Genomic DNA, 13,929 nt, shown 5'->3' on the forward strand with positions numbered 1-13,929 from the left:
GGGCGTCACCGCGCCGCGCGCAAGAACGTGGCGACGCGGGGCAGGGCGCGTGCCTTCGTCGCACCGCACTGCCTCATGCCCTCGAGGGCCTGCGTGAGCTGCCTCGGTCCGCCCACGAAGCGCTTCGACCGCTCCGCGAAGAAGCTCTCGATAAGATTCGCTTTTTCGGTGTCGCAGAGGGCCGCGCCCACCTGGGGGAACCCCGCGCCGTAGTCCCGCGGGAGCCGAGCGACGATCGCGTCGAAGCTCTCGGTGAGGAACGTGTACGCGCGCGCCGTGGTCTCGGGCAGGCGCAGCGACGCGAAGAGGATCCGCACCGACTCTCGGGCGTCGAGGTCCTTCGAGAGCACGAGACCGAGCGCGCGCGCGTGGAGCGTGGGCTCCCGGAAGGACCCGAGGGCCCAGATGAGCCGCTCGCGATCGACGCGGTCGCTCGCACGTTTCGCTTCGGCGAGGTACGCGTCGAAGAGCGCCGCGTCGCCGTACGCCGCCGCCACCCCGAGCACTACGCCGAGGACCTCCGGCTCGACGGCGCCACGATCGGCGAGCCACGCCTTCGCGAGGTTCGTGCACTCTGCACGTAGTGCCGTGTCGCCGCCCTGGTCGGCCACGAGATCGAGCACGGACGCCCTCGCCCACTTGGCCTCTTCGCCCTCGCCCGCGAGCGCCTTCGTGCCATTCTTCTTGGCGAGCTCGCCGAAGAGCTTTCGAACCCACGCGGTGTACGCGGGGAGCTCCGCGCGGGCGACGAGCCCGCCGTCCCGCAGGCCGCTCACGATTTGCACCGCGAGGTCCCTCACGTGGACGTTCTCGTCGCGGGCGAGGGTGGGGACGAGCTCGAGCACGGCGCTCATCTCCAGCGCGCCGGCGCGCACCGCCGCGCCCACGTCGTTCGTGGTGACGATCTTCTCGGCGGGGGTGAGCTTCGAGAAGCCTCCGAGCAGGGCCTTGAGGTCCTTCGGCGCGGGCGCCGTGCGGAAGTAGCCCGAGCCGCCGTCGTTCGGGAGCACCCACCTAGGGCACGTGGGCAGCGCGATCTCGCCCTCTCCCCCTCCGAAGAGCGTGCAGGATGCAGACTCCTTCTTGCCGTCGTTCGCCCGCGCGCACACCGGGATTTGCCACGGATCCGTCGCGGTCTTGGGGGCGTCGGCGCCGAGCGGCACGTAGCGCGACTGCCGCAGCGAGAGCCTCGCGCCCTTTGCGTCGCAGCGGACCTCGGTCGCGAGGACGGGCACGCCGGGCCGCGTGAGGAACGTCTGGAACGGGGTCGCCACGTCTTTTCCGGCCTCGGCGGACACCGCGCCGAGGAAGTCGGCCGCCTTTGCCGTGCGGTGGGCGTGCTCGCGCATGTAGCGGCGCACGCCCCGCTGGAAGACGTCGGGTCCGACCCATCGTTCGAACATCGCGATGGTCGCCGCGCCCTTTTGGTACGTGATCCCGTCGAAGGCGTTCTTGATGTCGTCGTTCGACGTGATGGGCTGCCGGATCGCGCGCGCGGTCACGAGGGAGTCGGCGCGCATGGCCCCGTTCGCCGACGCTGCGCGTTGGGTGGGAATGTCCCACTCCGGGCGGAATTTCTCGATGATCTTGGGCGTCATCCAGGTCGCGAACGCCTCGTTCAACCAGAGGTCGTCCCACGTCTCGGTCGTGACGAGATCGCCGAACCACTGGTGCGAGAGCTCGTGGGCGTTCACGCTCGCGAAGGCGCGGCGAAAGCCGGTCGACTCTTGGCCCGGCTTCGCCAAAATGAGGGACTGGCGGTACGTCACGAGGCCCGGGTTCTCCATGGCCCCCCCGAAGAGCGGCACCGCGATGAGATCGAGCTTCTCGTAGGGGTAGCCCTCGCCGAAGTAGTCCTCGAGGAGCGAGAGCACGGGGCCCGTACTCTCCTTCGCGAAGGTGGCCCACGCCTCTTTCCCTCGAGGCACCACGATGCGCGTCGGGGTCTTCTTTTTCCCGACCGGGCCCACATCGACGAAGCCGAAGGGCCCGACGGCGAACGCCACGAGGTAGCTCGGCAGGGGCTTCGTCTCGGCGAACCGAACGGCGAAGAAGCCATCCTTCTCCTCGGTCTCCGAGAGGATGGGGGTGTTCGAGACGGCCTTGTCTCCCTTCTTCACGCGGAGCGTGAGCTGCCACGGCGACTTGAAGGCGGGCTCGTCGAAGCAGGGGAAGACGCGCCGCGCGGCGAGCGGCTCGAAGTGGGTGAACACGTAGGGCGCCCCGCTCTCGACCTGCCGAGAGGCGCCGTCGACCTCGGTCTCCGAGAGCATGCCTTTGTAGAGTACACGCAACGTGGCAGCGCCCACGGGGATGGGCTCCTGGCTCACGAGGCCGACCCTGCCCGGGCCGCCGTCGACGATCGTGAGAGGGGTGCCCGTCGCGGAGGCGCCGGAGCCCGCGAGCTCGGCGCGCGCCAGGGTGAGATCTTCCCGGTTCAGCCAGACGACGTTCGTGGCCTCGCGGACGTCGAGCTCGATCGTCATCTCGCCGTCGAACGTGTCGCGCGCCGGATCGATCGTCAGGGTCGCGAGGTTCTTCTTGGGCCAGATCGCGCGCGGCAAGAAGATCCCCGGGGGAGCCTTCGCCTCGACGCCCTTCGTGACGGAAGGGGATCGCGGTCGCGCGGGGGTCGGCGGTGGGATGTTGGCCGACGGAGGCTCGCAAGCCCCGAGGCACGACGCGACGACCGAGACGAAGAGCACGGGCGAGAGGGCGAGGGGCGCACGAGGCATCCCTCGCTCATAGCGCGTGCGGTCGCCCCCGTGGAGCGGGAACCGCGCGAGGCCGAAATGGCCGGATTTTCCGGCCCGACGCTACGAGAGCAGGCCCTCGGGGACCTCGGTCACCACGTGGATCTTCGCGAGCTCGAGGCAGCGTGCGACGAGCTCGTCGAGGCGCTCGTCACCGCTCACGGGGAGCTCGTACGCGCGACCGTCGCGGGTCCACACGTCGAGGTGGGTCTCGCCGTCCTTACGGCGGCCGCACGCGACCAAACCGTAGCGCTCGAGCATCTCCGCGGCGTCGCCAGCCAAAACGAGGGCGTCGGTCTTCGTCATGGGCATGGGGGTAAGTCGGCTGGCGCGAGATGTCAAAGGGGGCCGCGGGCGATTCGCGCGTCTCGGGCGCGACCTTCAACGCTCTCGCGACACGCCCATCTTCGCGGCCATCTGATCGCCGAGCTCGATGGAGCGCTTCGTGGCGGCCTCCACGGCGTCGATGAGCGTCTTGCGGAGGGCCCCCGACTCGAGGGTGTGGAGCCCCGCGATGGCCGTTCCTCCCGGGCTCGTCACCATGTCCTTGAGGCGGCCCGGGTGCTCGCCCGTCTCGAGGAGGAGCTTGGCCGAGCCGTACACCGTCTGCGCCGCGAGGAGGAGCGCCGTGTCGCGGTGGAGCCCGACCTTCACCCCTCCGTCGGCCAGGGCCTCGATGATGAGCATCACGTAGGCGGGGCCGCTGCCCGAGAGGCCCGTCACCGCGTCCAGCAAGGACTCGTCGAGCACGACCACGCGGCCCGTGGCCTCGAAGAGCGCGCGCGCCGTGGCCACGTCGGCCGAGGTCGCGTGCGAGCCCGCGGCGATCGCGGTGGCTCCGGCGAGGGCCGTGGCGGGGGTGTTCGGCATGGTCCGCACGACCCGGGTCGCGGCGGGGAGGCGGGCCTCCATGGCCGCGATCGGGACGCCGGCCGCCACCGAAATCACGAGTTGATCCGGGCGTATATCGGACGAGAGCGCACCGAGGACTTTGTCGACGACCTGGGGCTTGACCGAGAGGACGACGACGTCGACGTCCTTCACGAGGGCGTGGTTGTCCGTCGTCGTGACGACGCCGTGGGTCTTCGCGAAGTGCGCGAGGCGCTCCTCCTTCACGTCGCTCACGACGATCTGGTCGGGGCTCTTCACCTTGGCGCCGATGAGGCCCCTCACGAGGGCCTCGGCCATGTTTCCGCCGCCCACGAACCCGACTTTTCCAGCGCTCATGACGGCGCGGTATAGCAGAAAGGCAAGACCGCGAGCCGCTGCTGCACCTTCGAGGAGATCGTGAGGGCGTTTCGTCCGGCCTCGATTCGCCGGCTCGTGGGCGCGGCGGCGTGACGAGATGGCAAGCTCGAGCGCATTTCGGCGCCGGTCGTGATCGGTTCCCGTTCGCCCGTGCACGAGGGAGACGAGAGAGAGCACGAGGAGCCCTCTCCGAGGAGCCGACGATGATTCGACGTGATAAGGCCGTGGGTCTGCTGGTGTCGGGGGCCGTGTTTTTGTTCTCGGCCCACTGTGGCGACTCCGGGGTGAAGAACGTGGCCACCGGCGCCACCTGCCCGACGACCTCGACGCTCACGTACGAGAATTTCGGCCGGCAGTTCATGGACACGTACTGTGTCTCGTGCCACGCCGGAAAAGAGCGCCCCGACCTCTCGACGCTCGCGAACGTGCAGCGCGAGGCCAAAGAGATCGCGGCGACCGCGGCGGGCGGCCCGCTCGGCGAGAACACCAACATGCCGGGCCCGGGTGAGGACCCGGAGCCCACCAGCGAGGAGCGCAAAAAGCTCGGCGAGTGGATCGCGTGTGGGGCGAAGTAGGCGCCCAGCGTCTGCGCGGGATCACGCCATCGGGAACGCGGCCGGCGCGAGCACGTCGGAGAGCCACGCCTCGATCGCGTGGCGCGCGCGACCCCCGTCGTCGCCGAGGTCCTGGGCGACCTTGTCGTGCCGTGCGCGGAGGAGCGCGCGGCGCGATTGCGTCGGGTCCTCCCAGAGCGCCGCGGCCCAGATGACGCCGAGCGCGAGCTGCTTCTCGTCGGACGGGAGCTGCGTGTACCTGCGGCCGAGCGTCGCGGGCACCTTGTGGGCGATGGGGCCCGTCGCCTCGTCGCGGTAGCGCCTCGGGAGGAGGAGCTCGGCGGTCTTCAGCGCCAGGATCTGAGCGCTCTGGGCGACGCGATCGGACAGGACGTATCGGAGGCCGTCGGTCGCCGCGAGGCCCACGAGGCGGCGCGCGTCGACACGCGCGATCGCGTCGTTTCGTAGCGCCTCGACCACCTCGACCTTGAGCGCGAGCTTGCCGGCGAGCGTGCGGACCACGGTCTCTTCGCGCGGGTCGATCTCGTCGAGCGCGGCCGCGAGCCACGCGCCGCGCACGAGGCCCTCGGCGATGTCCTTCTCGAGCTCGCCGTAGAGCTCGATCTGCGCCACCGGCACGACGCCCTCGGTGTAGATGGGGTTCGTCTCGCCCTCGGGGAGGCCGAGCGAGCCCAGGAACGCGGCGATCGTGCGCGCCTCTTCGGGGTCGGTCGTGCCGTCGGCGGCCATGACGGCGCGGAGGGCGCGCGCGGCGAGGGTGCCCACGCGCTTCACGCGCATCACGTCCTTCTCGCTCGGCTTCGACGAGAAGAGGGCGCGGAGGCCGCGAGCGCCCGCCTCGAGCGTCACACCTTCGCGCAGGATGTCGGCCATCGGGAGCGAGACGGGCGGGCAGACCGGCGCCATCGCGCGCGTGAGCGAGACGAGCCACGGGTCGAACTCGGTGGTCATCGTCTGGATGCGGTGCCCGGCGAGCACGGCCGAGTACGCCTCGCCCCGTCGCTTCGCGAGGAGCTCGAGCGACTGCGGACCACCACCGGCCGCGAGCGCGAAGATCGCGTCCTCCGCGAGCACGCTCACGAGCCTCGAGAGGCCCATCGTTTTTTCGTCCACCGCGGGGGCGTAGGCGTCCATCGTCATGGCCCGAGGCTACCGGCTTCCCGGGTCGCCGGGAAGTTGGCCCGGCGCCTTCGGCTCGGATAACGCACGAGGATGCCGTCCCGGAAACACGTGGTCGCCTCGATGAGCCTCTTTTTCACCGCGGTCGCGATCGCGGCGTGCAGCGGCGCCAGCATCGGGACGGGCGACGGCAGCGGCACGGGGGGCCAGGGCGCGGCCGACGGCGGCGGCGCCGACTCGGGGATCCGTGGGCTCGGCTGCGGCACCGAGGTCGAGACCCGCACCGTGCTCTGTACCGGCGTCAGCGTGTGCCCGGGCCTCGTGGTCGACCAAGACGTCTACCCGGGCTGCGGCTTCCGCGTGAACGGGAGCACGTTCGACATCCAGTGCGCGTGCGCCAAAGACCTCTGCCCCCTCGGCACGCCTCGCACCTGCACCGACGCCAAGAAACTCCTCGACCAGCAAAATCGCCTGCTCGTGTGCGCCCAGGCCAACGAGGGACGGTGCATCTCCACGTCGTCCTCGACGAAGCCCACGCCTTCGAGCACGAACAACCGCGGCTGCGACCCGCAGTGCATGGTCGAGTGCGCGCGCACGGGCGCGAGCAACTGCTCGTTCGTCTGCGGCTGCTGACGCGACGGGCCTCTTCGCCGCTACTTCTTGGCCTTCGGTTTGGCGACCGGCGGCATCGATACGGGGGGGCGATCGGCCGAGCCCGCCGGGCCCATGAGAGCGCCCATGCCACCCTTGAGGAAGGTCATCACGTCGATCTGCTGGTAGCCTTCGGGGACCTGGAAGTCCCCGTCAGGAATGGACTTTTTCTCGATCTTGGTGACCTCGATGCGGCCCGACTCGGCGCCCTTCTCGAAGGCGACCACGCGGAGCGGGAAGTGTTTTCCGTCGAGGAGCTCGGCGGTGAGCGCGAGGTCGTCCGGGAGGGCCTTGGTCGGCACCTTGAGCCAGCTCGCGCTCTCCTCGGCCATGCACACGAGGGCGCGGTCGTTCCCTTCGGTGACCTCCCACTCGTCGCACGCGATGCCCGCCACGGTGTCCTTCTTGCCGGTGCGCTTCACGGCGGCCTTCGAGGGGGCCATGCCGGGTGCGCCCGCGTGAGGCACGGCCTTCTTGAGCTCGTCTCCGGCAGCGTCGAAGTCGACCGTGTAGGCCATCTTGGACGTCTCCATGGCGAAGAAGCCCTTCTTGTCGCTCGCGCGGAATACGGCCCACGCTCGCGCGCCGAGCTTCTCGTCTTTGGCGAGCACAGCTTTCGGCACCTCGATGCGGAGCGAGTCCTTCTTGAGGGTGCAGTCGAAGTCGACGGGGCCGCTCTCGGCCTTCTTCCCCGCGACGTGGACGCTGATGGTGCCCTCGAACGAGCCGCCGAGCGGCGACGCCACCTTGGCCTCGCCCACCGGATCGGTCGCGGCGTCCTTCTTGGAGCAGCCGAAGAGGCCCGAGGAGATCGTGCAGATCGAGAGCACCCCGACGAGCTGGATGGTTCGCATGACTACGCTCCCTTTTCCTTGGCCCACGAGTCCTTGAGGCCGATCGTACGGTTCCACACCGGCGCCCCGTCCTTGGAGTCGCGGTCTTTGCAGAAGTACCCGACGCGCTCGAGCTGCACCGTGGTGCCGACGGCCGCGTCGCGGAGGGCGGGCTCGAGCATCGCCGAGGGCACGACCTCGAGCGACCTCGGGTTCACGAAGTCGAGGAAGGACTTCTCCTTGTCGGCGAGCGGGTTCTCGACCGTGTAGAGCCGATCGTAGAGCCGGGCCTCCGTGGGGACGGCGTGCGCGCGCGACACCCAGTGGATCGTGCCCTTCACCTTGCGGCCGTCGGGGGCGTTGCCGCCCTTCGAGCCCGGGTCCCACTCGCAGAGCACCTCTTCGACCTCGCCCGCGCCGTTCTTCTTCACGCCCACGCACTTCACGAGGCACGCGTAGCGGAGGCGCACCTCCTGGCCGGGCGCGAGCCGGAAGAACTTCTTCGGAGGGTTCTCCATGAAGTCCTCCTGGTCGATGTAGATCTCACGCGTCAGCGGGAGCGCGCGCGTCGGGCCCTCGGGCTGGTCGGGGAGGTAAGGCGCGTCGAGGGTCAAGGTCTCGCCCTCGGGGAAGTTCACGATCGTGACCTTGAGCGGCCGCAGGACGCCCATGTACCGCGGGCTCTTCGGGAGGAGCGCGTCGCGGATCGCGTTCTCGAGGAGGAGCACGTCCACCGTGGACTCGGACGTCGACACACCGACGCGCTCGGCGAGGGCGCGGAGCGACTCGGGGGGCACGCCGCGGCGGCGGAGCGCGGCGAGCGTGGGCATGCGCGGGTCGTCCCACCCCGTCACGATCTGCTTCTCGACGAGCTCGCGGAGCCTTCGCTTCGACATCACCGTGTACGTGAGGGCGAGCTTCGCGAACTCGATCTGCTTGGGCCTCTCGGCGGGCGCGCCGACCTTGTCCAAGAACCACTCGTAGAGCGGCCTGTGGTTGATGAACTCGAGCGAGCACACCGAGTGCGTGATGTTCTCGATGTAGTCGCTCTGGCCGTGCGCCCAGTCGTAGAGCGGATAGATGCACCATGCATCTTTCGTGCGGTGGTGGTGCACGCGGCGGATGCGGTACATGACCGGGTCGCGCATCTTCACGTCGGGCGAGGTCATGTCGCCCTTGGCGCGGAGGACGTGGGCGCCGTCGGGGAAGTCACCTGCGCGCATCTTCGCGAAAAGCTCCAGGTTTTCGGCGACGCTGCGGCTCCGGAACGGGCTCTCGACGCCGGGCTTGTAGAAGTCGCCTCGGCCTTCGCGGATCTGCTCGAGCGTCTGGCTGTCGACGTACGCGTCGCCGTTCTCGATCATCTTCACGGCGAACGCGTAGAGCTGCTCGAAGTAGTCCGAAGCGAATTTGACCTCGCCGGCCCACGAGAAGCCGAGCCACTTCACGTCCTCCTTGATGGCCTCGACGTACTCGACGTCCTCGGCCTCGGGGTTCGTGTCGTCGAACCGGAGGTTGCACGTGCCGCCGAACGCCTCGGCGAGGCCGAAATTCAGGCAGATCGACTTGGCGTGGCCGATGTGGAGGTACCCGTTCGGCTCGGGCGGGAAGCGGGTCGCGACCCGGGCCTTGCCGGCCTCGACGTCCGCGCGGACGAGCTCCTCCACGAAATTGCCGGGGTTGTCGCTCTCGGGCGTTTTGGGCTCGGTTGCCATGACCCAGGGACCATAGCGCGGCTTCGGGCGGATTCGGAGCGGATCCGCGGGGCGGTCAGGTGTCGTCGGGGTCGACCCCGAGCTCGCGCAGCCGCTTGGCGAGCCGCTCGGCGCGGGCCTCGGCTTCTTCGCGTGCGCGGTCGGCTTCTTCGCGAGCGCGGTCGGCTTCTTCGCGAGCGCGGTCGGCCTCTTCGCGTGCACGGTCGGCTTCTTCGCGAGCGCGGTCGGCTTCTTCGCGTGCGCGGTCCGTGGTCTCCACGCGCGTCGTGAGATCGTCCATCATGCCCTCGAGCCGGACGATGAGCTCGGAGGCCTCCGGCAGCGCGGCCGAGCCGTGGAAGAAGCGCACGCGCCCCGCTTCGAGCGAGAGATCGAGGCCGAGCACCTTGGAGGTCCAGCGACCGCCCTGCGGGACGATGGGGGTGTAGGTCGAATCGCCGGGGGCGAGCCGGTAGCCGATGAGCCGCGAGGTGCGCGCGTCCAACACGAAGTACTCGGGGATGCCGAGCCGCGCGAAGAGCACGACGTTGCGTTCGAGGTCCTTTTTCGGGTCGCCGTGGAGAGTGATCTCGAGGGCCAGATCCACGCCGCGCTTCTCTTGGGAGACGGCCCAACGCTCGCGCGGATGCGGATCGACGTCGAGCACGGCGATGAGGTCGGGGGCGAAGACCCGCTCGCCGGGGTAGTACACCGGCAGCTCGGACCCGAGGTAGACGCCTCGGCCGATGCGGCGGAAGTACTCGCCGAGGGCCTCGCGTGCCTTGATTTTGGGGAGAAAATGCCTGTCTCCCTCCGGAGGGTGGGCGCGCGGGATCTCGGAGGGGAGGGACGCTATGACCTTCGCGCGCTCGGCCTCGGTCATGGCCTCCCACACGTCCGCGGGCGGCGCCCTCGGGTCATCGGCGTCGACCTTGAATCCCTTGGTGGTCATCTCCCACGGGAGCATAGCGCGACCCCGGGCACCCGTGCCACGCCGGGGGTCCGCCGAGGCTCAGGTCGCGGGTCAGGTCGTGGCGCGCGGGCGGTTCGGGTCGTTGAGGGCCTCGAGGATGATGACGGCCGTCTCCTCGATGGCGCGCCCCGTGACGTCGACCACGGGCCATTGCGGGTGCTTCGCGAAGATTTTGTGGGCGTAGTCGAGCTCCTCTTTGACCTGCTCTTTGAGGCCGTAGCTCGCGTCCACGCTCATGCCGAGCTGCTTCAGGCGCGCCTTGCGGATCTCGACGAGGGGCTCGAGGCCGATCGTGAGCCCCACGATGCGCTCCTGGTTGCCCTCTTCGAGCTCGGGCGGCGGCTCGACGCCGAGCACGAGCGGCAAGTTTGCGACCTTGAGGCCCTTCTGCGCGAGCAGCGTCGAGAGCGGCGTCTTCGAGGTGCGGCTCACGCCCACGAGCACGAGGTCGGCCTTCTTGAAATTGCGCGGCTCTTTGCCGTCGTCGCTCTTGACGGTGAACTCGACGGCCTCGATGCGGCGGAAGTACTCGTCCGAGAGCGGGAGCATGCCGCGAGGCGTGTTGATGGGCTGGCGATCGAGGTAGACCTGGAGCTTGCCGATGAGCGACCCGATGAGGTCGAGCGCCTCGACGCGCAGCTCGTAGCTCTGCGCGTGGATGAACTCGCGGAGCTCGGGGCTGACCACCGTGAACACCACGAGCGCGCCCTCTTGGGCCGCCCGCTCTAGGATCGGTCGCGCCGCCTCTTGGGTGCGGATGCGCGTGTGGATCCGGATCTGCGCGCCCGAGTGGGGGAACTGCAGCATGGCCGCGCGGACGACCTTCTCTGCCGTCTCGCCCGTCGAATCCGAAAGAACGTCGATGCGCTTGGTATCCAAAGGGGACCTCTTCGGCGGCGTAGGGTACCAAAACTCGGCGCCCCCGTGTCTCCGACCTGCGTTGCCGGTGCAATGGTCCGAATTTGTTGAGGTATTCGGCCGAGTTCGTTTTGGCTTGAAGCGGGGCGTACGGAGGCCGACGCTTTTCTCCGAGGGCGTCGATCGCCTCCCTTTCGTGCTCCCCTTTTTCGCTTCACCGGGCCTACGAACCTTTCAGGAGGCGACCATGGAAAAGAAGCCGAAGAGCCGGAACCCTGCGAAGTTCGCCGCGCTCTGGCCGAGCACCCTACCGGCCTCGTGCCCGTTCTGCGGAGAGACCACCGAGGTCACGCTCGACGTGTCCGGTGGAAGGCGCCAAACGTACGTCGAGGACTGCGTCGTGTGTTGCCGGCCCTCGATCGTGCACGTCGAGGCGAACGAGGAGGGCGAGCCGTCCCTCTGGCTCGAGAAGGACGACGGCTGAACACGCGCTCCGCGATCCGGCTCGGAGGTGGTGCGGGCCGCGCTCGTCCTTGGCCCGATCCCTTCGATTTCTCGGGCCGGACCAGGCCGACCTCCGGCGTCATGGACGCGGCCTTGCCCAGGGATGGATGAACGGGCCCCCAGTCACGGGGCATTCTTCGGACAATCCGCGGCTTTCCTTTGCGCACGCTTCGTGCATCAATGGACCGTACGATGAGCCGTAACTCCACGAGCCCACGAGGTATCGAGCCCAAGCGGCCGACGCTTCGTCCTCGTCCGGCCTCGTCGCTCCCGCCCGTCCCCTCGCCGCCGCGGCGCACCCTCCCTCCGGGCGAAGTCCCGCCCACGCTGCGCCGCGCCACGTTGCCGCCGATGCCCGTCGTGCCGCAGCTCGCCGCGCGCCCCCTCGACGACGACGACCTGTCTCTCACCGAGGTGCGTCCGTCGGACGACGACGCGAGCGTCCCCGGCGTGACCGAGGTCAAGTCCGTGCTGCGGTTCAACCGCCGCGGGCGCATCCCGGCCGCCGACCTGTTCGAGGCGCAGACGAACCGCCTCGAACGGAACGAGCTCTTCGCGCGAGCGGGCTTGTCGCCGAGCGAGGAGATCGAGACGTCCCCCACGCTCACGCGGCCCGAGCCGCTCCCGCAGGCGCGCTCGACGATTCAGGTCTCGCCGGCTGCCCTCGAGCAAGTGAGGCGCCTCTCGGCCACGCTCGAGCGTGATCGGGTGCCGGTGCTCGAGCTCGTAGACTCTGTCGATTACCGCGCGGACGAGCTCGGGGACGATGACCTCGTCGACGACGAAGAGCCCGAGACGGTGTCCGAGCTCGACATGCCTCCGGCGCGCGCGCACGAGGTCTCGCACCCCGAGCTCCAGGCCTTCCGAGGCAACGAGGATTGGGGCCTGCTCGCGGCCCACGAGATCCCTGCGCCCCTCGAGACCGGCGAGACGGCGTTCCTCGGGCCCGCGCGTACGCTCGTCCGCTTCGACGACGAGGACGAGCCCGTGCCCCCGGTCGACGTGGCCTTCGAGGACGACGGCTCGCCCGTCGCCGACCTTCGCCCCGAGTCGCTCGAGGTGCGGGCCGTCCACGCACCTCTCTCGCCTCGTGCCGCGTACGAGGCGGCGCTTCCCCACGCCGGGGTCGCGGTGGTCACGGCGAGCGGGTTCGCGCCGGTGAGCCCGCACACCAAGCTGAAGGCGGCCGGTCCGTCCTTCCCGCCCGCCGCCGTGGGCGCACCGATGGGCCAGGCGCCCTACGCGATGCCCCACTCCTACCACCCGTCGCCCGCCTACGCTGCCCCGGGGTACCCCGCGGCCGCGTCGTACCCACCGGGGGCCGCGTACGCTCAAGCGCCTCTCCACGCGCAGGCCGCGCCCTACGCCGAGTCCGGCTCGGTGGGCATCTCCGCCGACGTGCGCTCCGAGAAGAAAGCGGGGGGCGTCTCGGGCGTCCTCCTCTTCGCGGCCGTCCTCGTGGCGGCCGTGCTCGCGGGCTACTACGTGCTCGGGCCGCGTACGGCTCCCACCGCCGCGGTCGCGCCGCCTCCGGTCGTGAGCGCGCCGGCCGTCGTCGCGCCGCCTCCGGTCGTGAATGCGCCGGTCGCCCCGGTGGTGACGGCCGTCGCGCCTGCTGTCCCTGCGGTCTCGGTGGCTCCCGCGGCCGCTGTCCCTGCTGCGTCGGTGGCGCCCGCTGCGCCCGCCGCGCCAGCCCCCAAGGCCGCAAAAGGTGGCTCGCGTCCGAGCGCACCGAAGGCCGCGCCCAAAGCCGCGCCGAAAGCTGCCAAGCCGGCGGACGACGAAGGGCCGAAGTCGTTGCCAGGGCCCGCGCCCGCTCCCGCGCCCGAGCCAGCGGCTCCTGCGGTCTCGGGGCTCGGTGACCTTCTGAACGGCGCTCTCTGATCCGAGCGCGCGGCATTTGGGGAAGCGCCGCGCCCGCCTCGGTCGTTAGCGTGTCTCGCCTCGACCATCGGACGCTCGTCGAGAAGCATCACCGGCGATGCCGCGAAGCACCGCCGGCGGTGCTATCGGACGGAACCGGTTACGCGCCGGCGAGGCGCTGCACGATGGGCGCACCCCAGGCGATGCCGAGCACCACCGAAGCGAGGCTCGTCGCCACCGACAGGCCGCCGAGCACCTTGGCCCTGCCGCTAGCCGCACGACCCAACGTGAGGCCGAAGACCCCCGCGAGCAGCACCATGCCGAGGCCGGCGCCCACGCCGTAGAGCGCCATCGTGAAGAGGCCCAGCGCCGGCGACGGTTGGGCCGCGCCGATCGCCGCGACCAGCGCGCCGCTCCCCGCGAGCCCGTGGGTGAGCCCTACGACGAACGGGAGCGCCCCCGTCGATCGGTCTGCACCCACGTGCGGGTGCGCGTGGGGGAGGCCGTGACGCCGGAGCCCCCGCGCGCCGAGGACGACCAGCATGAGGGCTACGAGCAGCTCGAAGGCATCCGAGAGGCGCTCGGGCATGGATGCCCGGGCCGCGAACAGGGCCGCGCCCACGAGCACGAGCACGAGGGCATGCCCGGCGCCCCACGCCGCGGCGTACCGCGTGACCACCTTCGGCCCGAGGCTGCCTTCGCCCTCGCGGTTCGAGGTGACCAGCGCCGACACCGCCGCGAGGTGATCGGGCTCGAGCGCGTGCCGCATGCCGGCCGCGAGCCCGAGAGCACACCCGGTGGCCGTGATCCACATGCGCTCCGTGTAGCACGTTTCGAGCGAACCGTGCCACCGTCTTT

Annotated in this window: 13 protein-coding genes; 4 read left to right on the forward strand and 9 right to left on the reverse strand. The window is 70.1% G+C overall.

The genetic code is table 11. The annotated features are described in order from the left end of the window. Positions 1-5 precede the first annotated feature (5 nt). The 3 genes from IPK71_14410 to proC form a co-directional block, all read right to left on the reverse strand. Positions 6-2,735 (reverse strand): ERAP1-like C-terminal domain-containing protein, encoded by a 2,730-nt coding sequence (locus IPK71_14410; protein MBK8214927.1) that lies wholly within the window; start codon positions 2,733-2,735, stop codon positions 6-8. A gap of 81 nt (positions 2,736-2,816) precedes the next feature. Beyond that, the gene (locus IPK71_14415) at positions 2,817-3,059 is read right to left on the reverse strand and encodes a hypothetical protein (protein MBK8214928.1); all 243 of its coding nucleotides are present in this window, start codon (positions 3,057-3,059) and stop codon (positions 2,817-2,819) included. Positions 3,060-3,134: 75 nt separating this feature from the next. Further along, positions 3,135-3,980, reverse strand: a complete 846-nt coding sequence (gene proC, locus IPK71_14420; GenBank protein ID MBK8214929.1) for a pyrroline-5-carboxylate reductase — start codon at positions 3,978-3,980, stop codon at positions 3,135-3,137. 224 nt (positions 3,981-4,204) lie between these two features. Here proC and IPK71_14425 point away from each other — a divergent pair, with 224 nt between their 5' ends. Continuing rightward, positions 4,205-4,576: a hypothetical protein gene (locus tag IPK71_14425; protein ID MBK8214930.1), complete on the forward strand. Its 372-nt coding sequence runs from the start codon at positions 4,205-4,207 to the stop codon at positions 4,574-4,576. Between the two features lie 21 nt (positions 4,577-4,597). On the opposite strand, the gene IPK71_14430 is transcribed toward IPK71_14425, so the two are convergent. Beyond that, positions 4,598-5,716, reverse strand: coding sequence for a hypothetical protein (locus IPK71_14430; protein MBK8214931.1), 1,119 nt, complete (start codon positions 5,714-5,716; stop codon positions 4,598-4,600). Between the two features lie 102 nt (positions 5,717-5,818). On the opposite strand from IPK71_14430, the gene IPK71_14435 reads away from it, so the two are divergent. After that, complete coding sequence (locus IPK71_14435) at positions 5,819-6,328, forward strand: hypothetical protein (protein MBK8214932.1); 510 nt, start codon at positions 5,819-5,821, stop codon at positions 6,326-6,328. A gap of 20 nt (positions 6,329-6,348) precedes the next feature. Here the strand turns inward: IPK71_14435 and IPK71_14440 are convergent, their stop codons facing one another. The 4 genes from IPK71_14440 to IPK71_14455 form a co-directional block, all read right to left on the reverse strand. After that, on the reverse strand, positions 6,349-7,200 hold the full coding sequence (locus IPK71_14440; GenBank protein ID MBK8214933.1) for a DUF4412 domain-containing protein: 852 nt from the start codon (positions 7,198-7,200) through the stop codon (positions 6,349-6,351). A gap of 2 nt (positions 7,201-7,202) precedes the next feature. Next, a complete protein-coding gene (locus tag IPK71_14445) occupies positions 7,203-8,894 on the reverse strand; it encodes a glutamine--tRNA ligase/YqeY domain fusion protein (GenBank protein MBK8214934.1) in 1,692 nt (563 codons plus the stop codon). Between the two features lie 55 nt (positions 8,895-8,949). Beyond that, the gene (locus tag IPK71_14450) at positions 8,950-9,825 is read right to left on the reverse strand and encodes a Uma2 family endonuclease (protein ID MBK8214935.1); all 876 of its coding nucleotides are present in this window, start codon (positions 9,823-9,825) and stop codon (positions 8,950-8,952) included. A gap of 72 nt (positions 9,826-9,897) precedes the next feature. Beyond that, positions 9,898-10,725: a kinase/pyrophosphorylase gene (locus IPK71_14455; GenBank protein MBK8214936.1), complete on the reverse strand. Its 828-nt coding sequence runs from the start codon at positions 10,723-10,725 to the stop codon at positions 9,898-9,900. A gap of 226 nt (positions 10,726-10,951) precedes the next feature. On the opposite strand from IPK71_14455, the gene IPK71_14460 reads away from it, so the two are divergent. Then, the gene (locus IPK71_14460) at positions 10,952-11,188 is read left to right on the forward strand and encodes a CPXCG motif-containing cysteine-rich protein (protein ID MBK8214937.1); all 237 of its coding nucleotides are present in this window, start codon (positions 10,952-10,954) and stop codon (positions 11,186-11,188) included. 212 nt (positions 11,189-11,400) lie between these two features. Beyond that, a complete protein-coding gene (locus IPK71_14465; GenBank protein MBK8214938.1) occupies positions 11,401-13,092 on the forward strand; it encodes a hypothetical protein in 1,692 nt (563 codons plus the stop codon). A gap of 139 nt (positions 13,093-13,231) precedes the next feature. Here the strand turns inward: IPK71_14465 and IPK71_14470 are convergent, their stop codons facing one another. Further along, positions 13,232-13,885 carry a hypothetical protein gene (locus IPK71_14470; GenBank protein ID MBK8214939.1) on the reverse strand — a complete coding sequence of 218 codons (654 nt, stop codon included), beginning with the start codon at positions 13,883-13,885 and terminating at the stop codon, positions 13,232-13,234. Positions 13,886-13,929: the final 44 nt, after the last annotated feature.

The sequence above is a fragment of the Myxococcales bacterium genome, assembly GCA_016712525.1.
Classification (GTDB): Bacteria; Myxococcota_A; Polyangia; order Polyangiales; family Polyangiaceae; genus JAAFHV01.